Source organism: Azospirillum sp. TSO35-2 (assembly GCF_003116095.1).
Lineage (GTDB): Bacteria > Pseudomonadota > Alphaproteobacteria > Azospirillales > Azospirillaceae > Azospirillum.
Genome location: NZ_LGRA01000008.1, coordinates 427,792 through 449,683 on the forward strand (window position 1 = coordinate 427,792; position 21,892 = coordinate 449,683).

A 21,892-nucleotide genomic window follows, 5' to 3' on the forward strand; every position below is an offset into this window, starting at 1 on the left:
GGCGCGACTCCGCCCTCCGTCTCCACGGGGAGAGCGGTTGGGGGATGGGACGGGGAGCGCCGGGCTGTCACCGGACCACGAGCCTCCGGGTTGGGCCGCCGGACCGCCGGGGCGGCGGAGGCGGAGCGGACATCATGAACCTCATCGAAGCGCCTCCCTGGTTAACGGCGGCCTAATTCGACGGCGCGGTTCCCGTGACATCCGGCGCGGCCGGGTGCGGGTCAGCGTCGTTTGGCACCGGGCGTGGCCCCCAGCATGCTGCGTTGTGCCAGCATCGGCCGCGGCATCTGCCGCCCGCCCAGCACATGGACCGGGGCGGCCTGCTCCATCCGGTGCTTGTCGAACTGGTCGAAGATGCGCATCAGCGCGTCGGCCGTGCCCTCGCCGTAATGGACGTCGATGTGGGCGCGGTCGAACTCGGTGCGCAGGCCGGCGCGCAGGCGGCCGAACAGGGCGTCGAACAGCGCTTCGAAATGCTGGTCGGCGAAGACGAAGCGCTGGTCGCGCAGCCGGTCGGTCATCCGCCGCATGAAGGTCTGGCGCTGCTGGTGGAACTGGCGGAAGCGCAGCATCACCCGGACGAAGGTGGTGTCGGCCAGCACCGCCAGCGTGTCCTCGTCGGCGAGCCGCCGCCAGACCTCGGCGTCCTGGTCGGTGCCCAGCCGGTTGTAGATCGACAGGGCGCTGGCGTTCAGCGCCTCCCATTCCTTTTCATAGAACAGGCCGGTCAGGCTGGCTTGCAGGCTGGGGACGATCACCTGGGGAAAGGTCGCCCCGGTGACCGGGTCCATGCGCTCCGGCACCTTGGTCCGCAGGGCCGACACCAGCAGCCGCGTCGCGAAGTCGCGCCGCCGCCCATCGGCGTGGAACAGCCGGCGCGGCTCCTCTGCCGGCCGGCCTTCGCAGCCGTGGCAGGCCGCCGCGCCGCAGGATTTGGTGCAGGACTGGCAGATGGCGGCGAACAGCGGCAGCACCGATGGCCAGTGCGCCATCATCAGCCCCATGGCGCGGGTGAACTCGTCGCGCGACAAGGCGCCCTTGGCGGTGAATTGCGGCTCCAGCGCCTCCTGGAACGTGCTGACCAGCGCCTGCGCGGTCCGGTGATGGCGTTCGAACGGCGGCGGATCGGTCGACATCCCGCGCACTCCCTTCCGATGCGTCCCGGTTGGCCGGCCGGGTGGCCGGAGCCGTTATTGGAAGAATTTATCGCGTATTTTATGCAATGCGGCTGTGATGGCCGTCACAGGCGGGCGGGTGGCCGGCGGCCTGCGGGCAAAAAAAAGACCGCAGCCCGGAAGGGCGCGGCCTTTAGTCTAGGGAGGAAACGCACTGCAAAATGCAGTAACGGGGCGGAGTGTACGGCCACGGTCGTGTTAGCGGTATCACGCTTTTCGAATTGGTGCGGTGCGGCGTCCGCATAGCGCAGTATGGAATACCGCTTGGATTGCCCAGCGGATGGGCGAAGAGGCAGCTTTTTGCCCATTTTCCGATCAAACACCCAAATGAGCGTCCGACCAATCATCGAAAGCGAAATTGATGGCATTTGCGGTGTTTTCGCAAACGAAAAGGGACGCCCGCAGGCGTCCCCATCCGCAACCGTGGGGGTGGAGCGTCAGGCGGCCAGCTTCTCGCGGATCAGCGCCTTGGTTTCCTCGATCCCGTAGAGCTGGATGAAGGAGCCCATGCGCGGGCCGGTGGTCTGGCCCAGCAGCACCTCGTACAGCGCCTGGAACCACGCCCGCAGCTCGGTGAAGCCGTGTTCCTTGCCGACGGCGAACACCTCGTTCTGGATAACGTCGGCGGGGGCGTCGGCCGGCAGGGTGTCGAGCTTGGTCCGCAGAGCCTCCAGCGCCGCCCGCTCGGCGTCGGTCGGCGCGCGGAACCGCTTGGTCGGCTTCACCTGGTCCTGGTAGTAGCGCACGGCGTAGCCGACCAGGCTGTCGAGGAACGGGCTGTTCTCCGGCGTGGCGTCGGGCGCGTAGCGGTGGATGAAGCCCCACATGGCGTCCTTGGTCTCGGCGTTCGCCGCCCCCGCCAGATTGAGCAGCAGGTTGAACGACACGTCGGAGCGCACCGCCGGCGGCTTGCCGTTGTGGATGTGCCAGGCCGGGTTTTCCAGTTTCTTGGCCGGCTCCTCGCCATGGACCTTGTCGACGAAGGTCAGGTATTCGTCGACGGCGCGCGGGATGACGTCGAAATACAGCCGCTTGGCCGACTTCGGCTTCTGGAACATGTAGAGCGCCAGGCTTTCCTGCGGCGCGTAGGCCAGCCACTCCTCCATCGTCAGGCCGTTGCCCTTCGACTTGGAGATCTTCTGGCCCTTGTCGTCGAGGAAGAGTTCGTAGTTGAACCCCTCCGGCGGGGTGCCGCCGAGGATTTTGCAGATCTTGCCGGCGAGGTCGGCCGACGGGATCAGGTCCTTGCCGTACATCTCGTAATCGACGCCCAGCCCGAACCAGCGCATGCCCCAGTCGGGCTTCCACTGCAGCTTCACATGGCCGCCGGTGATCGGCAGCTCGACCTTCTTGCCGTCCTCGTCCTCGAAGACGATGGTGCCGGCGTCGGCGTTGCGCTCCAGCATCGGCACCTGCAGGACACGGCCGCTGGAGGGCGACACCGGCAGGAACGGGCTGTAGGTCGCCTGACGCTCCGCGCCGAGGGTCGGCAGCATCACCGCCATCACCTCGTCGTAGTGGCGCAGGATGCCGAGCAGCGCCTCGTCGAAGCGGCCGGACTTGTACCAGTCGGTGGAGGACTGGAACTCGTACTCGAAGCCGAAGCTGTCGAGGAAGGCGCGCAGCCGGGCGTTGTTGTGGGCGCCGAAGCTGTCATGGGTGCCGAACGGGTCGGGCACCTGGGTCAGCGGCTTGCCGAGCGCGGCCGCCACCATCTCCTTGTTGGGGATGTTGTCGGGGACCTTGCGCAGGCCGTCCATGTCGTCCGAGAAGCAGAACAGCCGGGTCGGAATGTCGCTCATGGTCTGGAAGGCGTGGCGCACCATGCTGGTGCGCGCCACCTCGCCGAAGGTGCCGAGATGGGGCAGGCCCGACGGGCCGTACCCGGTCTCGAACAGGACATAGCCTTTGGCGGGCGGCGCTTTCGCGAAGCGCGCGACCAGTTTGCGCGCCTCCTCGAACGGCCATGCCTTCGCCTGCAACGCCAGTTCCCGTTCGCCGGTCATCGTCGGACCCTTTCGACACCAGATAGAATTCTATTGGAATGAGGGCAAAGACCCTAGGGCCCGCCGGGCGTCGCGTCAACCGTGGGTCTTTGTCGTGGCCAGGGCGATCGCATTCGGCGCCGAAGCCCTCTCCTGCCTCTTGCGCAAACGCGGTTTGCGCCGACGGCGTCAGGCGGATCGGCGATCCGCCGAGAGCCCCGGGAGAGGGAACCAAGCGAAGCCCCTGTGGCCGTCGATCCTGTTGTGGTGCTTGCGGCGTCCTGCCGCCCGGTTCATCCTGCGCCGCCCGTGGGATCGGCTCGCGGGAGCTGTCGGGGCCCTATATCGATGAGCTGGCTGTACCTGATCGTCGCGATCCTGTTCGAGATCGTCGGCACCTCGGCGATGAAGCTGTCGGACGGGATGACGCGGCTCGGGCCGGCGGCGGTCGTCGTGCTGTGCTACGGCGTTGCCTTCGTCCTGCTGGCCCAGGCGCTGCGCACCATCGAGGTCGGCATCGCCTACGCCATCTGGTCGGCCGCCGGCACCGCGGCCATCGCCGCCATCGGCGTGGTGATCTTCGGCGAATCGCTCAGCGTGATGAAGGTGGCCGGCATCGCCCTGATCGTCGCCGGGGTGGTCAGCCTGCACGTCGCCAACGGCGCGGCGTGAGGGCTACACCCGCGCCTTGAACGGGCTGACCTGCCGCGCCGCCTGTTCCACCGCCGCGGCCGGGCCGGGGCGGCCGAGGAAATAGCCCTGGGCGACGTCGCAGCGCAGGTGGCGCAGCGCCTCCAGCGTCTCGGCGTCCTCCACGCCCTCGGCGACGGCGGTCAGGTTCAGGCTGTGCGCCATCTGGATGACGGCGGCGGTGATCTTGGCGCTGTCGTGGTTGCGGGTGAGATCGGCGACGAAGCTGCGGTCGATCTTCAGCTTGTCCACCGCCAGACGGCCGATGTAGGACAGGTTCGAATAGCCGGTGCCGAAATCGTCGATCGACACCTGCACGCCCATCGCCTTGATCCGGCGCAGATTGTCCAGCACCACGTCAGTGTTCTGGATCAGCATCGATTCGGTCAGCTCCAGCTCCAGCAGCAGCGGGTCCAGCCCGCTGTCGGTCAGCGCCTGCGTCACCGTGCGGGCGAGGTCGTTGCGCTGGAGCTGCAGGGCCGACAGGTTCACGGCGACCGACAGCGACAGGCCGGCCGACCGCCACCGCGCCGCCTGCCGGCAGGCCTCCCCCAGCACCCAGGCGCCGATCGGCACGATCAGGCCGCTGTCCTCGGCGATCGGGATGAAGGCGCCGGGCGGGATCAGCCCCTGTTCGGGGTGGTTCCAGCGCAGCAGCGCTTCCGCCCCGGTCACGGCGCCGCTCTCCAGGCTGACCTGCGGCTGGTACACCACCAGGAACTCGCCGCGCTCCAGCGCCCGGCGCAGGCCGCTGCGGGTCGACAGGTGGGCCACCGCCTCGGCGTTCATCGCCTCGGCGTAGAAGCGGTGGGTGTCGCGGCCGGCCGCCTTGGCGTGGTGCAGGGCGGTGTCGGCGTTCTTCAGCAGGGTGGCGAAGTCGGTGCCGTCGGTGGGGGCCAGCGCCACGCCGGAGGACAGGGTCACCGTCAGCTCCTGCCCGCCGATCGGGAAGGGCGCCGCCATCGCCTCGTGCAGCAGGGCCACCGTCTCCACCACCGCGTCGACGTCGGCCAGGCCCGACAGCAGCAGGATGAACTCGTCGCCGCCGCCGCGGCTGACGGTGTCGGTGTCGCGCACCACCGCCTTCAGCCGCTCCGCCACCGCGCGCAGCAGCGCGTCGCCGACGGCGTGGCCCAGCGAATCGTTCACCGTCTTGAAGCGGTCCAGCCCGCAGGCGATCAGCGCCACCAGCCGGCCGTTGCGCTCCGACCGGGCCAGCGCCTGTTCGGTGCGGTCCTGCACCAGCAGCCGGTTGGGCAGCAGGGTCAGCGTGTCGTGGCGGGACAGGAACTCCATCCGCTCCTGCGCCGCCTTGCGCTCGGTGATGTCGCGCACCACCACCAGAATCCGGCGGTCGTTGCCGCCCAGCGTGGCGCGCCGCATGCTGACCTCGGCCCAGAACAGGGTGCCGTCGTCCACCCGGCGGGCCTGCCACTCGAAGAGCTGCGGTTCGCCCGACGCCGCCTTGCGGATCCAGGCGGCGGCGTCGTCCCGGGTGTAGGGCGGAACGTTGGCGCTGATCATGGCGACGTCGATCTCGGCCGGCGGGGTGTCGCCGATGCCGTACATCTCGGCCATCCGGCGGTTGACCTCGATGATGGCGCCGCTGTCCAGGTCGTGGATGAAGATGGCGTCGTTGACGTTGTCGAAGATGGTGCGGACCCGCTCCTCGCTGGCGGTCAGCGCGTCGACGGCGGCGCGCAGGCTGCGGGTCTTGGCGTCGACCTGCCGGCGCAGCAGGACGACCCAGACCAGGATGCCGCCGCCCACAACCAGCAGCCCGGCCAGCAGCTTTTCCAGCAGCGCCAGCAGGTCGGGATTGACCATGCCGGGGATGCGGCGGCCGAGCCAGCGCTCCTCGATCGTCTTGCGTTCGGCCGGCGTGATCCGGGCGAAGCCGTCGGCGATCAGCCGGTAAAGGGCGTCGTTCCCCTTGGGCACCGCCCAGTGCAGCTCGCCGGTGTAGAGCGGGTCGGTGTAGCGGAACCGCCCCTGAACCCCGCGCCGGGTCATGTAGTAATGGGCGGACGGCTCGTCCATGCAGAAGACCAGCGTCTCGCGCTGGGCGGCGGCGTCGGTCATCGCCTCGAAACCGGGAAAGCGCTGGAAGGCGGTGATGCCGCGGTCGGTCAGCCATTCGACGCAGGCGTCGCCGTCCTTGACCCCGACGGTGAAGGCGCGCAGCGATTCGACGCCGACGATGCCGCTGAGGTCGGCGTTGAACCAGATCGGCACGTCGATCCGCGCGTAGGGTTCGGAGAAGTCATAGACCCGGTCGCGCGCGCCGTTGCGGAAGATCGTCTCGATGACGTCGGCGGCGCCGGTCTCCACCGCCCTGCGGGCAAGCCCCCAGTCGGTTGCCATCAGCTGGACCGGGATGCCGGTCTTCTCCGACCACAGCGCCCACAGGTCCTTCACCATGCCGACATGGACGCCGTTGTCGTCGCGGAAGCTGTAGGGCGGGTAGTTGTCGTCCATCGCCACGCGGACATCCGGCGGCGTGGCGCCGGGTCGCGTGGCCGCCGCGACGTCGTCGGCCAGGACCAGCAGCAGGACCGCGGCCAGCAGGGCAGACCACATCCCGGCCCACATCCCGCACCGCCGGCCGCCCGTCGGCCTGCCGACGGCCCGGGGCCCGCGGCGGCGGCGCGGCGGCGGGTGTGTCGTCAAGGCCCGGCGCGGACGGTTGGCGGACATGGGCGGGGCCTCTGCCGGGAGCGTGGGGTCTTTGCGCGGTCGGCTTTGCGCGGTCGGGGCGGTTGTCGCCGATCCTCCGAACAGCCTACCTCGTTCGTCACGCCGCGGCAACGAGCGGTTCTTGTCGGGACGCGAAGAATACCCGTGGAAGTGGAGCCGACGCGCGATAGACGAGGTCGCGCGTTCGCAGTCCTCGCGTTCGGGTGGGGAGGAACCGTCGAGACGGTCGACAGTTGATGGCAACTCCGCTACTCAACAGTGCAGCGGCGTTCAGCGCGATCATCCCGACAAGAGGAGCGTGCCGATGGACAGGACACAAGCGGCGGTGTTCGGCCTGCGCGTCGGGCACGCCACGGTCGAGGATGTCTGGAAAGCCGCCTGCGAGGACATCGTCGAGCGGATCGGCGTGTCCCGCGCCAGCGTCTGGGCCTTCGCCGACGAACGGGAACGGCTGGTCTGCCTGCACCTGTTCGACGCCGGCACGCGGCAGCACAGCCGCGGGATCGTGCTGGACCGCGCCGACTATCCCGATTATTTCCGCGCCCTCACCAACAACGCCCGCGTCGTCGCGCCGGACGCGCGCAACCACCCGGCCACGCGCTGTTTTGCCGCGACCTATTTCCAGGACGGCGACGTGCGCAGCCTGCTGGATTTCATCGTCCTGCACGAAACCGTGCCGGTCGGCGTGCTGTGCTGCGAACAGTCCGGGGCGATGCGGGAGTGGACGCCGGCCGATTCCGCCTGCCTGCAGTCGGTGGCCATGCTGGTCGGCACCGTGTTCCTGCCCCGGCCCGGCGGCTGACGGCGGGGACGGGCGGTCAGGACGGCCGGTCGGGCGGCGTGCCCGCGGCGGTGTGACCTGCGGTTTGGGCGCGCAGGGCGTCGCGGATCTCCTCCAGCAACTGCTCCTGCCGGGGCGGGGTCTTGGGCGTTTCCCTGTGCAGGATGTGCAGGCGGTTGACCTGCCGCACGATCAGGAACAGCGCGCCCGACACGATCAGGAAATTGATGCAGGCGTTGATGAAGCGGCCGTAGTTGATGGTCGCCGCCCCGGCCTTCTCGGCGTCCTGGAGCGAGGCGTAATGGCCGCCCGACAGGCTGAAGAAATAGTTCGAGAAATCGATGCCGCCCATGACCCAGCCGATCGGCGGCATCAGGATGTCCTTGACCAGGGAGTTCACGATCCCGGTAAAGGCGGCACCGATGATGATGCCGACCGCGAGTTCCACGACATTGCCGCGGCTGATGAACTTCTTGAACTCGTCGAGCATGGTGTTCCGTTTCCCTCTGTCCTGGGGGAGGAAACGGCGAACGGCGGGGGAGGTTTCACAGCGGGGTCGCGGGGCGTCGTGGTGGGGCGGGTGGAGGCCCCGGCCTCCACCCTCGACGCACCCTCGACGTGTCGTGTCCGCCTTACGCGATCCGCCCGTGGCAGTGCTTGAACTTCTTGCCCGACCCGCAGGGGCAGGGGGCGTTGCGCGGGGTGTTTTCCATCACGTCGGCGGGCAGCGGCTGGTCTTCCGGCGTGCCGGCCACCGCCGACGAGGCGCGGACCATGCCGTCGGGCAGGGCCTCGCCGGCCATCGCCCCTCCGGCCATCGCCAGCGCCGGGTCCATGCGGCCTTCGTGCATTTCCTGCATCTGGCGGGCGAACAGCTCCTCCGCCGTCGGGGCCATGCGGACCTCGACATGCATCAGGATGGTGGTGACCTGCTCGCGCAGCGCCATCAGCATCGTGTCGAACAGCTCGAACGCCTCGCGCTTGTACTCGTTCAGCGGATCCTTCTGGGCGTAGGCGCGCAAGCTGATGCCCTGGCGCAGATGGTCGAGCTGGAGCAGGTGGTCCTTCCATTCCTGGTCCAGGACCTGGAGCAGGATGCTCTTTTCGACGTGCCGCATCGTCTCGGCGCCGTAGGCCTCTTCCTTCTCCGCGTATTTGCGGTCGGCGGCCTCGCGCACGCGCTCCTCGATCTCCGGCTCGGCGATGCCCTCTTCCTTGGCCCAGTCGTGGACCGGCAGGTCCATGCCCAGGATGCGGCTGACCTGCTCGTGCAGGCCGTCGATGTCCCACTGCTCGGAGTAGCTGTTGGCCGGGATGGCGCCGGCCACCATGTTGGCGACGAGTTGCTGGCGCATCTCGCGGATTTCCTCCGCGATGTCCTCGCTCTCCATCACCTCGCGGCGCTGTTCATAGACGACCTTGCGCTGGTCGTTCATGACGTTGTCGAACTTCAGCAGGTTCTTGCGGATTTCGAAGTGGTGGGCTTCGACCTTCTGCTGGGCCTTTTCCAGCGCCTTGTTGATCCAGGGATGGATGATCGCCTCGCCCTCCTTCAGGCCGAGGCGCTGGAGCATGCTGTCCATCCGCTCCGACCCGAAGATGCGCATCAGGTCGTCTTCCAGCGACAGGAAGAACTTCGAGGTGCCGGGGTCGCCCTGGCGGCCCGACCGGCCGCGCAGCTGGTTGTCGATGCGGCGGCTCTCGTGCCGCTCGGTGCCGATGACGTAGAGGCCGCCGGCCTCCTTGACCTTTTCGCGTGCCTCGGCGATCTCGGCCTCGATCTGCTTGATGCGGGCGTCACGCTCCGGGCCCTCCGGAACGTCGGCCAGCTCGACCTCGATCCGCATCTGCAGATTGCCGCCGAGCTGGATGTCGGTGCCGCGGCCGGCCATGTTGGTGGCGACCGTCACCGCGCCGGCGCGGCCGGCCTGGGCCACGATGTAGGCTTCCTGCTCGTGGTGGCGGGCGTTCAGCACGTTGTGCGGGATGCCGCGCTTGTTGAGCAGCTCCGACAGCAGTTCCGACTTCTCGATCGAGGTGGTGCCGACCAGGACCGGCTGGCCGCGCTTGCGCGCGTCCTCGATCAGGTCGGTCATCGCGTGGTACTTCTCGGTCGCGGTGCGGTAGACCTCGTCGTCGTGGTCGATGCGCTTGACCGGGACGTTGGTCGGCATGTCGACGACCTCAAGCCCGTAGATCTCGCCGAACTCCGCCGCCTCGGTCAGCGCCGTGCCGGTCATGCCGGCCAGCTTCGGGTAGATGCGGAAGTAGTTCTGGAAGGTGATGGAGGCCAGCGTCTGGTTCTCGCGCTGGATCGTCACCTTCTCCTTGGCTTCCAGCGCCTGGTGCAGCCCTTCGGAGAAGCGGCGCCCGTCCATCATGCGGCCGGTGAACTCGTCGATGATGATGACCTTGTCATCCTTGACGATGTAGTCCTTGTCGCGCTGGAACAGCATGTGGGCGCGCAACGCCTGCTGGGCGTGGTGGACCAGCGCCACGTTCTGGATGTCGTACAGCCCGCCGGTCTTCAGCAGCCCGGCCTCGGCCAGCAGCTGCTCCATGTGCTCCTGCCCGAGTTCGGAGAAGCTGACGGAGCGGTGCTTCTCGTCCTTCTCGTAGTCTTCCGGCTTCAGCATCGGGATCAGCCGGTCGACCTGGACATACATCTCCGACGAATCGGTGGACGGGCCGGAAATGATCAGCGGCGTGCGCGCCTCGTCGATCAGGATCGAGTCGACCTCGTCGACGATGGCGAAGTTGAAGGGCCGCTGGACCAGCTCCTCCAGCCGGAACTTCATGTTGTCGCGCAGATAGTCGAAGCCGAACTCGTTGTTCGTGCCGTAGGTGATGTCGGCGGCGTAGGCGGCGCGGCGCTCGTCGTCGTCCAGGCCATGGACGATGCAGCCGGTGGTCAGGCCGAGGAAACCGTAGACCCGCGCCATCCAGCCGCTGTCGCGCGAGGCGAGGTAGTCGTTCACGGTGACGACGTGGACGCCCTTGCCTTCCAGCGCGTTCAGGTAGACGGCCAGGGTGGCGACCAGCGTCTTGCCTTCACCGGTGCGCATCTCGGCGATCTTGCCGTGGTGCAGCACCATGCCGCCCATCAGCTGCACGTCGAAATGGCGCTGGCCCAGCACGCGCTTGGCCGCCTCGCGCACGGTGGCGAAGGCGTCGGGCAGGATGTCGTCCAGCGACTCGCCCTTGGCAAGCCGCTCGCGCAGCCAGTCGGTGCGGCCCTTCAGCGCCTCGTCCGACAAGGCGGCGACCGACGGTTCCAGGGCGTTGATCTCCTGGACGGTCTTGTGCAGCGCCTTGACCGCGCGCGTGTTGGCGGTGCCGAAAATCTTGCGGGCGAGAGCGCCGAACATGAAAACCTCGGGAGTAAAGCGGAATACGGGCCAGTCTATCGACGGGTCTGACATAGGACTATGGCAAGGCCCTGTCAACGAGACCGGTCCCATTGGCCCCATCCCGGCCGCCGCCGGACGGCGCCGGGGACGGGCCGGCATGGACCGACCATGAAATCGCGTTCAGGAAAGGGGCAAGCGGGTGGCGGCGCCGGCGGGGGGCTGGTATTGCCGGACGGGTGGGCACAGTTCTTGTGACGGAACGATGGGACCCTTGCCCCGCGCGGGCGACCCATGCTTAATCCCCTGCGGAATCGGGCGCGGAGCGGCGGATGGCTCCGATGCCGCAGGCCATGCGAGACAGACAACACCCTACCTTGTTGCGAAGCATCCGCCGGAAGGAAAAAGACACGCCATGGTTCAACGAGTGTTCCGCACCGCGCTTCTGTCGGTTGCCGCCTGCGGCATCGCGCTGGCCGCGCAGGCCCAGACCCCGCCGACCCCCGCGGCCCCCGCGCCGGCTCCGGCCGCTTCCGCCCCGGCCGCTGCGGCCGACCCGGTGGTCGCGCGCGTCAACGGCGAGGAGCTGCACCGGTCGGACGTCACCCGCATGGTGTCCCAGCTGCCGCCGCAGGTGCAGCAGATGCCGCTGGAGATGATCTACCCGGCGGTGATCGACCAGCTGGTCAGCGGCAAGCTGGTGGCGTCGGCGGGCTACAAGGCCGGTCTCGCCGATTCCAGCGAGGTGAAGGACGAGATCAAGCGCGCCGAGGAGCGTGCCGTCCAGCGCGCCTACGTCCAGAAGGAGGTCAAGGCCCGCATCACCCCCGAGGCGCTGCAGAAGGCCTATCAGGAGTACCTGAAGGAGAACCCGGCGCAGGAGGAGGTCAAGGCCGCCCACATCCTGGTCGAGAAGGAAGACGAGGCCAAGGCCATCATCGCCCAGCTGAAGAAGGGCGCCGACTTCGCCAAGCTGGCGAAGGAGAAGTCCAAGGACGCGGCCGCGGCCCAGCAGGGCGGCGACCTCGGCTACTTCACCAAGGACGCGATGGTCGAGCCCTTCGCCAACGCCGCCTTCGCCATGAAGCCGGGCGAGGTCAGCAAGGACCCGGTGAAGACGCAGTTCGGCTATCACATCATCAAGGTCGAGGACAAGCGCACCCAGCCGCAGCCGACCCTGGACGAGGTGAAGCCGCAGCTGGAGCAGACGCTGTCCAAGGACATCGTCACCGCCCTGGTCGAAGAGCTGCGCAACAGCGCGAAGGTCGAGACCTTCCAGCTCGACGGCTCGCCGATGCCGAAGGAAGAGCCCGCCGCGGCTCCGGCGGCTCCGGCTCCGGCCGCTCCGACTCCGGCTCCGGCGGAACCGGCGAAGAAGTAAGGTCGCCAGCCAGGCCCCTCCTGCCCCCTCCCCAACCCTCCCCCTCTTCGAGGGAGAGGGTGCCTTATGGGAAAGCGGCGGCAGTTCCCTCTCCCGCGATCGGACCGGCCTTCGGCCGGCCGAGGGCGGGGGAGGGCTAGGGAGGGGCATCGCTCTGACGTTTCGAATACTTTCTCCACCCCCACAACCACCAGTCCCCCACCACGGGAAACCCCTCCATGGCCACGACCCTCTCGCCCTTGGCTCCCGCCAGCTTCCCGACGTTGCCGCCGATCGCCGGCGTGCGCATCGCCACGGCGAACAGCGGCATCCGATACAAGGGCCGCGATGATCTGCTGCTGGCCGTGCTGGATCCCGGCACCGCGGTGGCGGGCGTGCTGACCCGGTCGCTGACCTGCTCGGCCCCGGTGATCTGGTGCCGCGACAGCCTGCCCAAGGGCCAGGCCCGCGCGGTGGTGGTGAACGCCGGCAACGCCAACGCCTTCACCGGCAAGGCGGGCGACGCCACGGTGCAGGCCACCGTCCAGGCCGCCGCCGATCTGGCGGGCTGCGCCCCGGACGAGGTCTACATCGCCTCCACCGGCGTCATCGGCATCCCGCTGGCCGCCGACGCCATCGGCAAGTGCCTGGCGCCGATGGCCCCGACCCTCAAAGCCGATTCGGCCGCGTGGGAGAAGGCGGCGCGCGCCATCATGACCACCGACACCTTCCCCAAGGGTGCAGTGCGCACCGCCACCATCGGCGGCACCACGGTGACCATCGCCGGCTTCGCCAAGGGCTCGGGCATGATCGCGCCGGACATGGCGACGATGCTGGGCTTCGTCTTCACCGACGCCGCCATCGCCGCCACCGCGCTGCAGGACATGCTGTCGGAGTTCACCGAGCGCACCTTCAACGCCATCACCGTCGACGGCGACACCTCGACCAGCGACACGCTGCTGCTGTTCGCCACGGCCAAGGCCGGCAACGCCCCGGTGTCGAGCGCCGATGCCGCCGAGCTGGCGGAGTTCCGCGCCGCGCTGGAGGATCTGCTGCTCGACCTGGCGCTGCAGGTGGTGCGCGACGGCGAGGGGGCGACCAAGTTCGTCGCCGTCACCGTGCGCGGCGCCGACAGCGACGCCGCCGCCAAGCGGATCGGCATGACCGTGGCGAACTCGCCGCTGGTCAAGACCGCCGTCGCCGGCGAGGACGCCAACTGGGGCCGCATCGTCGCCGCCATCGGCCGCGCCGGCGAGCGCGCCGACCGCGACCTGATCAAGATCACCGTCGGCGGCACCCTGATCTGCGCCGAAGGGATGGAGGTCCCGGGTTACGACGAGACGCCGGTCGCCGCCCACATGAAGGGCAAAGAGATCGACATCGACATCGACCTGGGGCTGGGCAAGGGCACCGCCAAGGTGTGGACCTGCGACCTGACCCACGGTTACATCGACATCAACGGCAGCTACCGGAGCTGACCGGCCGTGAGCGCCTGTTTCGATCCCAACTCCACCCCGGCGCCCGGCTCCCTGCCGGTGCTGCTGGTCGTCGCCGTCGCGCTGGTCGATGCCGACGGGCGCGTGCTGCTGGCGCAGCGCCCGCCCGGCAAGTCGTTGGCCGGCCTGTGGGAATTCCCCGGCGGCAAGGTCCACGCCGACGAGACGCCGGAAGCCGCCCTGGTGCGCGAGCTGAAGGAGGAGTTGGGCATCGACACGGCGGCAAGCTGCCTCGCCCCCTTCACCTTCGCCTCGCACAGCTACGAGAGCTTCCATCTGCTGATGCCGCTCTATGTCTGCCGGGTGTGGGAGGGCGACGTGATGCCGCAGGAAGGGCAAAAGCTCGCCTGGGTCTATCCGAACCGGATGGGCGACTACCCGATGCCGCCCGCCGACGTGCCGCTGGTGGCGATGCTGCGCGACCTGCTGTAGGGGCCGAAACCGCGCGTTGAAAATCGGTGCGCGCGGCTGTATGTTTTTCGGAGGTGGCCGGCGGGTGCTGCTACACCCGCTGGTACGCTCCCGGTGTCTAGCGACGGATCAGGCGGATCTCGATCCGCCTATCTTTGTTTCTGGGGGCCACTGGAGCACCAGGAAGAAGGGCATCTTCTTCATGCCGCCTTCCTCCTTCCGAAACGGCGGATGGCCAATCCATCCGCCGTTTTCAGTTTGCACGTGGGCGATGAGCGGATGCCACTGTTACACACCAATGTGTGGTGGTGCCGGCGATGGTCCGACCTTTGTTCCCGGCCGTGACCCTTTGCGGCTTTGCCCATCGGGCGATCTGTGCCACATGATGGGGCGTTGAAACGAGAAGCCGCATTCCGGCACCACAGTTGTGAATCGCACCAGCGTGGATTCGTTGTTTTCCTACAGCAACCAAAGCTCGGCCGACGCGTCCGACGACGCCTTCGGTGAACGGCCGGCCACGGCGCTCGACGCGCTGCGGACGGTCTTCGGCTACGACTCCTTCCGCGGCCAGCAGGCCGACATCATCGACCATGTCGTGCGCGGCGGCGACGCGCTGGTGCTGATGCCGACCGGCGGCGGCAAGTCGCTGTGCTACCAGATCCCGGCGCTGGTCCGCGATGGCGTCACCGTGGTCGTCTCGCCGCTGATCGCGCTGATGCGCGACCAGGTGATGGCGTTGCAGGAGCTGGGCGTCCGCGCCGCCTTCCTCAACTCCTCCCTCGGCCCGGCCGAGGCGCGGGAGGTCGAGCGGGCGATGGTGCAGGGCGAGATCGACCTCGTCTATGTCGCGCCCGAACGGCTGGTGACGCCGCGCTTCCTCGATCTGCTCGACCGCACCAAGCTGGCGCTGTTCGCGCTGGACGAGGCGCATTGCGTGTCGCAGTGGGGGCATGATTTCCGGCCGGAGTATCTCCAGCTTTCGATCCTGCACGAACGCCACCCGATGGTCCCGCGCATCGCGCTGACCGCGACGGCCGACGTGCAGACCCGCGCCGAGATCAAGGAGAAGCTGGGCCTGACCGAGGCCCGCGTCTTCCTGTCGAGCTTCGACCGGCCCAACATCACCTACCGCGTCGTGCCGAAGAAGAGCGAGCGCCAGCAGATGCTGGCCTTCCTGCGCGAGCACCACCCGGAAGACGCCGGCATCATCTATTGCATGTCGCGCAACAAGGTGGAGGAGGTCGCCGCCTGGCTGAACCAACAGGGCCGCGAGGCGCTGCCCTACCACGCCGGGCTGCCGGCCGAGGTGCGCGAGGCCAACCAGGACCGCTTCATCAAGAGCGAGGGACTGGTGATGGTGGCGACCGTCGCCTTCGGCATGGGCATCGACAAGCCGAACGTCCGCTTCGTCTGCCACCTCGACCCGCCCAAGAGCCTGGAAGCCTATTACCAGGAGACCGGCCGCGCCGGCCGCGACGGCTTGGCCGCGAACGCCTGGATGGCCTACGGCATGGCCGACGTGGTGATGCTGCGCCAGATGCTGGAGCAGTCGGAGGCCGGCGACAGCCACCGCCGGGTCGAGCGCGGCAAGCTGGAGGCGCTGCTCGGCTTCTGCGAGACGTCGGACTGCCGCCGCCAGGTGCTGCTGAACTATTTCAACGAGACGCTGCCCGAGCCCTGCGGCAACTGCGACACCTGCCTGGAGCCGATCGAGACCTGGGACGGCACCATCGCCGCGCAGAAGGCGCTGTCGGCGGTCTACCGCACCGGCCAGCGCTATGGCGCCGGGCACCTGATCGACGTGCTGACCGGCAACGCGACCGAGAAGGTGATCCAGCAGCAGCACGACCGGCTGAAGACCTTCGGCGTCGGCACCGACCTGACCAAGGTCGAGTGGCAGTCGGTCTACCGCCAGCTGGTGGCGACCGGCCTGCTGACCGTCGACCTCGAAGGCTATGGCGGTTTCCGCCTGACCGACGCCGGCGTCGCCGTGATCAAGGGCCAGCGGGTGGTCAAGCTGCGCAAGGACCCGGTGCTGGAACGCCGCCGCGGCGTCCACGACGCGCTCCGCCGCCAGTCGGCCCGCGGCGGCGCCGCGGCGGGGGAGGGTGTGTCGCGTGCCGGCGCCCGCGGCGCCCTGTCGGCGGCCGACGACGCGCTGTGGCACGCGCTGAAGGACTGCCGCACCGGACTGGCGAAGGCTCAGGGCGTGCCGCCCTACGTGATCTTCCACGACAGCACGCTGCTGGAAATGGTGGCCCAGCGCCCCCGCGACCACGCCGCCTTCGCCCACCTGCCGGGGGTAGGCGGCCGCAAGCTGGAACGCTACGCCGACGCCTTCCTGGAGGTGATCCGCCAGCACGGATAAGCGTGGCGGAGGCTCTGCCGGCCGGTCGATTTTTCTGAAATTGACCGCTTGCATCCGGCGAAACACCTCGCTATGTTCCGCGCCACAACGACGCCGCAGTAGCTCAGGGGTAGAGCAACTGATTCGTAATCAGTAGGTCCGGGGTTCAAATCCCTGTTGCGGCACCAGTTTCTACAAGGGCTCGGCAAGCAATTGCCGGGCCCTTGTTCGTTTCGGGGCATGGTTTTGCAGAACCGGATGGCCGGCCGGTTGCTGAACTCCGGACACAATTCGGGCGCCGCATCCCAGGACACGGCGCCCCCCTTCGCTCCACTGCTTCCGATATCAGTCGACTGTGTAAGGCGGCCTCGTGAACCCCGCCGGCGACAGGGTGAAGATCTCCGCCCCGTCCGCGGTCACGCCGATGGAGTGCTCGAACTGGGCGGACAGCGACTTGTCCTTGGTCACGGCGGTCCAGCCGTCGCCCAGGATCTTCACGTCGGGGCGGCCGGTGTTGATCATCGGCTCGATGGTGAAGATCATGCCCTCCTTCAGCACCAGCCCGTCGCCCGGCTTGCCGTAATGCAGGACCGACGGCGGCTCGTGGAAGACGCGGCCGACGCCGTGGCCGCAGAAATCGCGGACGATCGAGAAGCGGTGGGATTCGGCGAAGCTCTGGATGGCGTGGCCGATGTCGCCCAGCGTGGCCCCCGGCTTCACCGCCGCGATGCCGATCATCAGCGCGTCATAGGTGACGTCGACCAGCTTGCGCGCCTTCACGCCGACGTCGCCGCACAGATACATGCGGCTGCTGTCGCCGTACCAGCCGTCGACGATCGGCGTCACGTCGATGTTCAGGATGTCGCCGTCGACCAACCGCTTGTCGCCGGGGATGCCGTGGCAGACGACGTGGTTGACCGAGATGCAGTTGGCCCGCGGAAAGCCGCGGTAGCCCAGCGGGGCGGGGACGCCGCCATGGTCGCGGATGAACTGTTCCAGCAGGCGGTCAAGCTCGCCCGTGCTGACGCCCGGCTGCACATAGGGGGCGATGAAGTCCAGCGTCAGCGCGGCCAGACGGCCGGCCTTGCGCATGCCTTCGAATCCCTCCGGGCCATGCAGACGGACGCGGTTGGATTCGACGTGATCCTGTTCCAAGATGGGTGCCCCTATGCCAAAAACTCAAAACAAGCCGCGACGCTACAGCCGGATCGGCAGCGGCCGGTCCAATTCAATCGATTCGGGCGTGATCGCGCAAGACCAACACAACGCCTCGACCCCGGAATCCAGCGCGCGGCGCAGCCCGGCGTCATAGGCCGGATCGAGATCGGCCGCCGTGCGGAAATGGGTGCAGTCGGTGCGCTGGACAAGATAGAGCATCACCGCACGGCAGCCTTGCGCCACCATCGCGGTCATCTCCTCCAGATGCTTGGCGCCCCGCGCGGTGACGCAATCGGGGAATTCCGCGGCGTCGCCATGCGGGCCGTCGGGGCGGCGCAGATGGACGTTCTTGACCTCGACATAGGCGGGAGGGCGGCCGGCCTTTCCCGGATCGTCCTCCAGCAGCACGTCGATCCGGCTGTTGCGGCCGTACTTCACCTCGCGCCGCAGCCGGTCGTAGCCGGCCAGCTCCGGGATGGTGCCGGCGGCGATGGCGGCGGCGACCAGGGCGTTGGGATGGCCGGTGTTGACGCCGACCAGCCCCTCGCCCCAGGGTGCCGCCGCCTCCACCAGTTCCAGCGTGTGGGCCAGCTTGCGCTTCGGGTTGTCGGAGCGTGACAGCCAGACGGCGGAGCCCGGCGCGTCCAGCCCGATCATGCTGCCGGAATTCGGGATATGCACCGTCACCTCCACCCCGTCCAGCAGGACGTCGGCGAGGAACCGCTTGTAGCGGCGGATCAGGCGGCCTTGAAGAAGGGGGGTGGGAAAGCGCATCTTGGCCGCGACGCTACCCTTGGCCTTCCCGCTCGACAAGAGCGTTCCGACGGAGATCCGCACCGCCATGACGTCCGAAGCCGCCACCAATCCGACCGGGACCAACCCGACCGCCGCCGTGCTGGTGATCGGCAACGAGATCCTGTCGGGCCGCACCAAGGACGCCAACCTGGGCCACATCGCCGAAAAGCTGACGGACATCGGCGTGCGGCTGCGCGAGGCGCGCGTGGTGCCCGACCTGGAGGAGGAGGTCGTCGCCGCGGTCAACGCGCTGCGCGCCCGCTACACCTACGTCTTCACCACCGGTGGCATCGGCCCGACCCACGACGACATCACCGCGGCCTGCATCGCCAAGGCCTTCGGCGTCGCGCTGGAGCGCAACCCGGAGGCGGTCGCCCGGCTGGAGCGTCACTACGCCGCCGGCCAGTTGAACGAGGCGCGGCTGCGCATGGCCAACATCCCGGCCGGCGGCATCCTGATCGACAACCCGATCAGCCAGGCGCCGGGATTCCAGATCGGCAACGTCTTCGTGATGGCCGGGGTGCCCAACATCATGCGGGCGATGCTGGACGGCGTCCTGCCGCGTCTGGCCGGCGGCCCGCCGCTGCACGCCCGCACCGTCGCCTGCGAGCTGGCCGAGGGGGCGATCGCCGCCGAGTTGTCCGCCTTGCAGGACCGTCATCCCGACCTGGAGATCGGCAGCTACCCTTACTTCCGCAGCGGCAGCTTCGGCGTCAGCCTGGTCCTGCGCGGCACCGGTGAGGACGAGGTCATCGCCGCGACCGATGAGCTGGCGGGAATCATCCGCCGCCTGGGCGGGATGCCGACCGTCACCGTCGGTACCAAAGGATAAACCATCCAGGTAAGCCCAAGGGATCAGTTGTCCTGTTCCCTTGCGGCTCTACATTAGACTTTTGGCATCTGGGCAGATCCTCTGGGCCGGTCCCGTTGAAAGCGTACCGTTATGAAACCCTTTGAAAAAGCGGCGTTGCTGTTCCTGCTGCGGCATTTGCTGGCCGGCATCGCCGGGGCGGTGGTGTTGGCCTCCGGCCTGTTGTGGTTCGACGTCGCCCGTCTGGCGACGCTGATCGGCAACAGCGACTACGGCCTGACCGCCACGGTGATGCTGTACGCCGGCCTGATGCTGACCTTCGGCAGCGTGTCGATGGGCATCGGCATCATGACGATGAACGAGGACACGCGCCCCTGACGGCCGGCCAGTGCCGGAGTTGGCCCCAGTGCCGGAGTCGGGCAAAATCAGGTTTGAGTCAAAAGCGGGTGCCGAACGGCCCGAAACTGTCGTAAATCCACACCAGGGCGACGACCAGCGCCAGCCACAGCACCGCGTTGCGCAGCGCGACGCCACGATTGCGGCGAAGCGCGGCGGGGACCACCATAACCGCCACCATCAGCAGCGCCACCACCCCAAGCCAATCGACCGAGTTCAAAATGGCCCCTCCAATCCCAGGGTTGCGTTCCCATCGATATGGGAATGCCACCGGGATTGCTAAGGGGCCTTGACCCGCAGCCCGCCGATTGTCTAAGTCATGACCACGGAACGGTGCGTTGCATATAGGAGTATGCAATCCTTGCGGGCACTCCGCCGCCGGTTCTGATGGCAGGGGCTCAGCTGTCACGATACGGTCGCCAAGACCGGGTTATGATGGCGCGGCCGGGACGCGGGCGTGGCGAAACTGGTAGACGCAAGGGACTTAAAATCCCTCACCTCAGGTATGCGGGTTCGAGTCCCGCCGCCCGCACCATATTGAAAATACTGGAGAAATCCCCGTGCAGCCAACGGGCGGGGTTCCGAGGCGAAACGCTCAGCAATCACATAGCAATCACGAGGATTGGTTTCGGCGGCGTTGGTGCGTCCGTGAGGACACTGCTGCGCGATTGGCAGTCTCCGATGCCGCTCACTATTTCAGATAAGAGCGGATAGGACGGCCATCCGACAAGCCCGGTACCGCACCGGGTTTCCGCTCCTATCGACCATGCGGCACGCCATGCGGAGGCGTCGTGCGAACCCCATTCACCACCTTTCCCGACGAGCCCACCTTCGAGGAGATCGCGGCCGAATGGCCGTTGGGAGGCAAGGCCACAGACGCCGACACCATCCTGGAACGGCTCATCCAATTCATGTGGCGCGGCGACTTCGAAGAGAGGCGGCCAACCCTGTTTCTGGCGGGAGCGCCCGACGGCTGCGATATGAACGCCAATGGCATCGTCACACGGCGCCGGCCGGAGATCGCTTGCGACCGACCCATAGACCTGGACGAGCAGGATGAAGCCGAGCTTGTGGCGAGCAGGGTTTGCCACCTCTACACCAGGGCGGTCACGTTGGCCTGCCTGAAGGCGTGCGGCTTCAGAATAGAGGGCATGACCGGCAGCCCGGACGCAATGTTCATGGCGCTCGCCAAACTCCCTTTGCGCGATTACGACACCGACCGCGGGTGCTTCAGCGTCACCCCGCGCCGTCTGCGGATTCGTTTGGCCGATCTGGCGGAATGGTTCGACACGTCCGGGCTGGACTGGCCGCGCCCGGCATGGCTGCCGCCGCAGAAGCTGTTCCCCGATCCTACGTTCGTTGACAGTGCGGATCCCCAGCCCGATTTCTCCGCCAGGAAGGCTAACACCATAACCGAGATAGCCCGCGACCTGGACAGCCAGCGCCGGGCGGCATTCCTTGCCGACGCCACCAACGCCATTCGGGCTGGCCGGCTTGCGGTGATGGCTCGCGCTTGCCGCAACGACCCGCGCGGCCGGGGCGCGTTAATGCCGGTGCCTCCCGAAACCGTGGAGATGATGGCGCGGGATCTGAAAGGCGATGACAAAAAGGATTTCATCCTTGGTTTTCTGACAACCAGGGAGGCGCTGGAGGCGTGGTATCAGCCGCGGGCGCAGGCGCAGGCGCCGACGCTGGACGAGCTATGGCCCGCACCGGACGCGCCGAAGGAGACCGCCCCCGAGAACGCGCCAGCCGCCGTACCAGATGCGGCGTCAGGGGAAGCCCGGCCCGCCGGTCTGGCCGCCCTGGAGGTGCTGGCGACGGACGCGGCGCTGGAGGAGGTGTCTGCGTCCGAAGGAGCCCCTGCGCCAGATGCCGGATCGGCGGCACCGCAGCGCGACGGCGACGAGCAATTTGCACCGCCAAAGCCGCGACGCCGCGGCCGGGCTCGCTCGCGGTCGCCGGTATCTGCCGCCGCCTTCTCTCTGTTCAGCAAGCACCCTCGCCCGGACGATATGCTGCGCGGAGATGCGAAGAAATATTTCGGCATGATTGCGCGCATGCTGGAGGCGGCAGGGCATGCGCAGGTCACGGACGCCTATGTCGGCAGGCTCTATTCTCGCTTCCTGGATCATGAAGCAATAGGCCCCCACATCGCGGACACTTCCGATTCTTATAAATGTCCGGAAGTGTCTGAATAGTCGCTGTATAAGTGTCCGATTGTGTCTCAATGCTGCTGTGGCAAACGGCAAAAATAGAAGCCAACATTAGAACGTGAGCAGCCGTTGCTGTCCTCGTCTTAATGGTGGATCATGATTAAGGCTTATGACTGCGCAAGAGATGAACACGGGATCGTAGGCGGTCTGTCGCGGCCTGTAATCCTTTCGCTTCCAGATGATCATTATCTGTCGCGCCGCGAGGCATCTGCTTATCTGGCCGCACG

General features: G+C 67.7%; 17 protein-coding genes and 2 tRNA genes. 11 read left to right on the forward strand and 8 right to left on the reverse strand.

Annotation, left to right across the window (positions count from 1 at the left end):
* Positions 1 to 221: 221 nt before the first annotated feature.
* Together TSO352_RS03405 and TSO352_RS03410 are read right to left on the reverse strand one after the other, a co-directional pair.
* The gene (locus TSO352_RS03405; RefSeq protein WP_109105959.1) at positions 222 to 1,136 is read right to left on the reverse strand and encodes a hypothetical protein; all 915 of its coding nucleotides are present in this window, start codon (positions 1,134 to 1,136) and stop codon (positions 222 to 224) included.
* 476 nt (positions 1,137 to 1,612) lie between these two features.
* Positions 1,613 to 3,181 (reverse strand): lysine--tRNA ligase, encoded by a 1,569-nt coding sequence (locus TSO352_RS03410; protein ID WP_109105960.1) that lies wholly within the window; start codon positions 3,179 to 3,181, stop codon positions 1,613 to 1,615.
* Between the two features lie 327 nt (positions 3,182 to 3,508).
* Between TSO352_RS03410 and TSO352_RS03415 the strand changes: the two genes are divergently transcribed.
* Positions 3,509 to 3,832: a multidrug efflux SMR transporter gene (locus TSO352_RS03415; protein ID WP_109105961.1), complete on the forward strand. Its 324-nt coding sequence runs from the start codon at positions 3,509 to 3,511 to the stop codon at positions 3,830 to 3,832.
* A gap of 3 nt (positions 3,833 to 3,835) precedes the next feature.
* Here the strand turns inward: TSO352_RS03415 and TSO352_RS03420 are convergent, their stop codons facing one another.
* A complete protein-coding gene (locus TSO352_RS03420) occupies positions 3,836 to 6,430 on the reverse strand; it encodes an EAL domain-containing protein (protein WP_247871879.1) in 2,595 nt (864 codons plus the stop codon).
* Between the two features lie 421 nt (positions 6,431 to 6,851).
* On the opposite strand from TSO352_RS03420, the gene TSO352_RS33110 reads away from it, so the two are divergent.
* Positions 6,852 to 7,349 (forward strand): GAF domain-containing protein, encoded by a 498-nt coding sequence (locus tag TSO352_RS33110; protein ID WP_158284513.1) that lies wholly within the window; start codon positions 6,852 to 6,854, stop codon positions 7,347 to 7,349.
* Positions 7,350 to 7,365: 16 nt separating this feature from the next.
* On the opposite strand, the gene mscL is transcribed toward TSO352_RS33110, so the two are convergent.
* Together mscL and secA are read right to left on the reverse strand one after the other, a co-directional pair.
* Positions 7,366 to 7,818, reverse strand: a complete 453-nt coding sequence (mscL, locus tag TSO352_RS03430; protein WP_109105964.1) for a large conductance mechanosensitive channel protein MscL — start codon at positions 7,816 to 7,818, stop codon at positions 7,366 to 7,368.
* Positions 7,819 to 7,960: 142 nt separating this feature from the next.
* A complete protein-coding gene (gene secA, locus TSO352_RS03435) occupies positions 7,961 to 10,696 on the reverse strand; it encodes a preprotein translocase subunit SecA (RefSeq protein ID WP_109105965.1) in 2,736 nt (911 codons plus the stop codon).
* A 394-nt stretch (positions 10,697 to 11,090) separates the two neighbouring features.
* Here secA and TSO352_RS03440 point away from each other — a divergent pair, with 394 nt between their 5' ends.
* The 5 genes from TSO352_RS03440 (at position 11,091) to TSO352_RS03460 (ending at position 16,477) form a co-directional block, all read left to right on the forward strand.
* Positions 11,091 to 12,056 (forward strand): peptidylprolyl isomerase, encoded by a 966-nt coding sequence (locus TSO352_RS03440; protein WP_109105966.1) that lies wholly within the window; start codon positions 11,091 to 11,093, stop codon positions 12,054 to 12,056.
* Between the two features lie 218 nt (positions 12,057 to 12,274).
* Positions 12,275 to 13,513 (forward strand): bifunctional glutamate N-acetyltransferase/amino-acid acetyltransferase ArgJ, encoded by a 1,239-nt coding sequence (gene argJ / locus TSO352_RS03445; RefSeq protein ID WP_109105967.1) that lies wholly within the window; start codon positions 12,275 to 12,277, stop codon positions 13,511 to 13,513.
* 6 nt (positions 13,514 to 13,519) lie between these two features.
* Entirely contained in the window at positions 13,520 to 13,963 is a 444-nt protein-coding gene (locus tag TSO352_RS03450; protein ID WP_109105968.1) for a (deoxy)nucleoside triphosphate pyrophosphohydrolase, read from the forward strand.
* Positions 13,964 to 14,384: 421 nt separating this feature from the next.
* On the forward strand, positions 14,385 to 16,310 hold the full coding sequence (recQ, locus tag TSO352_RS03455; RefSeq protein ID WP_109106649.1) for a DNA helicase RecQ: 1,926 nt from the start codon (positions 14,385 to 14,387) through the stop codon (positions 16,308 to 16,310).
* A gap of 92 nt (positions 16,311 to 16,402) precedes the next feature.
* Positions 16,403 to 16,477 (forward strand) — tRNA-Thr (locus tag TSO352_RS03460).
* A 157-nt stretch (positions 16,478 to 16,634) separates the two neighbouring features.
* Here TSO352_RS03460 and map read toward each other — a convergent pair.
* Together map and sfsA are read right to left on the reverse strand one after the other, a co-directional pair.
* Positions 16,635 to 17,444, reverse strand: coding sequence for a type I methionyl aminopeptidase (map, locus tag TSO352_RS03465; protein ID WP_109105969.1), 810 nt, complete (start codon positions 17,442 to 17,444; stop codon positions 16,635 to 16,637).
* Between the two features lie 42 nt (positions 17,445 to 17,486).
* Positions 17,487 to 18,221, reverse strand: coding sequence for a DNA/RNA nuclease SfsA (gene sfsA / locus TSO352_RS03470; RefSeq protein WP_109105970.1), 735 nt, complete (start codon positions 18,219 to 18,221; stop codon positions 17,487 to 17,489).
* A 67-nt stretch (positions 18,222 to 18,288) separates the two neighbouring features.
* Here sfsA and TSO352_RS03475 point away from each other — a divergent pair, with 67 nt between their 5' ends.
* Both TSO352_RS03475 and TSO352_RS03480 read left to right on the forward strand, forming a co-directional pair.
* Positions 18,289 to 19,074 carry a molybdopterin-binding protein gene (locus tag TSO352_RS03475; RefSeq protein WP_109106650.1) on the forward strand — a complete coding sequence of 262 codons (786 nt, stop codon included), beginning with the start codon at positions 18,289 to 18,291 and terminating at the stop codon, positions 19,072 to 19,074.
* Between the two features lie 111 nt (positions 19,075 to 19,185).
* The gene (locus tag TSO352_RS03480; RefSeq protein ID WP_109105971.1) at positions 19,186 to 19,431 is read left to right on the forward strand and encodes a hypothetical protein; all 246 of its coding nucleotides are present in this window, start codon (positions 19,186 to 19,188) and stop codon (positions 19,429 to 19,431) included.
* Positions 19,432 to 19,489: 58 nt separating this feature from the next.
* Here the strand turns inward: TSO352_RS03480 and TSO352_RS03485 are convergent, their stop codons facing one another.
* Positions 19,490 to 19,669, reverse strand: a complete 180-nt coding sequence (locus tag TSO352_RS03485) for a hypothetical protein (RefSeq protein ID WP_109105972.1) — start codon at positions 19,667 to 19,669, stop codon at positions 19,490 to 19,492.
* Positions 19,670 to 19,900: 231 nt separating this feature from the next.
* Here TSO352_RS03485 and TSO352_RS03490 point away from each other — a divergent pair.
* Together TSO352_RS03490 and TSO352_RS03495 are read left to right on the forward strand one after the other, a co-directional pair.
* Positions 19,901 to 19,984: transfer RNA gene (locus tag TSO352_RS03490), tRNA-Leu, on the forward strand.
* Positions 19,985 to 20,240: 256 nt separating this feature from the next.
* Positions 20,241 to 21,650, forward strand: a complete 1,410-nt coding sequence (locus TSO352_RS03495; RefSeq protein WP_109105973.1) for a hypothetical protein — start codon at positions 20,241 to 20,243, stop codon at positions 21,648 to 21,650.
* Positions 21,651 to 21,892: the final 242 nt, after the last annotated feature.

Coding starts and splice junctions, on each gene's coding strand:
- TSO352_RS03405 (WP_109105959.1), bottom strand. CDS start 1,136: ATGTCGACCGATCCGCCGCCGTTCGAACGCCATCACCGGACCGCGCAG.
- TSO352_RS03410 (WP_109105960.1), bottom strand. CDS start 3,181: ATGACCGGCGAACGGGAACTGGCGTTGCAGGCGAAGGCATGGCCGTTC.
- TSO352_RS03415 (WP_109105961.1), top strand. CDS start 3,509: ATGAGCTGGCTGTACCTGATCGTCGCGATCCTGTTCGAGATCGTCGGC.
- TSO352_RS03420 (WP_247871879.1), bottom strand. CDS start 6,430: ATGTGGTCTGCCCTGCTGGCCGCGGTCCTGCTGCTGGTCCTGGCCGAC.
- TSO352_RS33110 (WP_158284513.1), top strand. CDS start 6,852: ATGGACAGGACACAAGCGGCGGTGTTCGGCCTGCGCGTCGGGCACGCC.
- mscL (WP_109105964.1), bottom strand. CDS start 7,818: ATGCTCGACGAGTTCAAGAAGTTCATCAGCCGCGGCAATGTCGTGGAA.
- secA (WP_109105965.1), bottom strand. CDS start 10,696: ATGTTCGGCGCTCTCGCCCGCAAGATTTTCGGCACCGCCAACACGCGC.
- TSO352_RS03440 (WP_109105966.1), top strand. CDS start 11,091: ATGGTTCAACGAGTGTTCCGCACCGCGCTTCTGTCGGTTGCCGCCTGC.
- argJ (WP_109105967.1), top strand. CDS start 12,275: ATGGCCACGACCCTCTCGCCCTTGGCTCCCGCCAGCTTCCCGACGTTG.
- sfsA (WP_109105970.1), bottom strand. CDS start 18,221: ATGCGCTTTCCCACCCCCCTTCTTCAAGGCCGCCTGATCCGCCGCTAC.
- TSO352_RS03475 (WP_109106650.1), top strand. CDS start 18,289: ATGACGTCCGAAGCCGCCACCAATCCGACCGGGACCAACCCGACCGCC.
- TSO352_RS03480 (WP_109105971.1), top strand. CDS start 19,186: ATGAAACCCTTTGAAAAAGCGGCGTTGCTGTTCCTGCTGCGGCATTTG.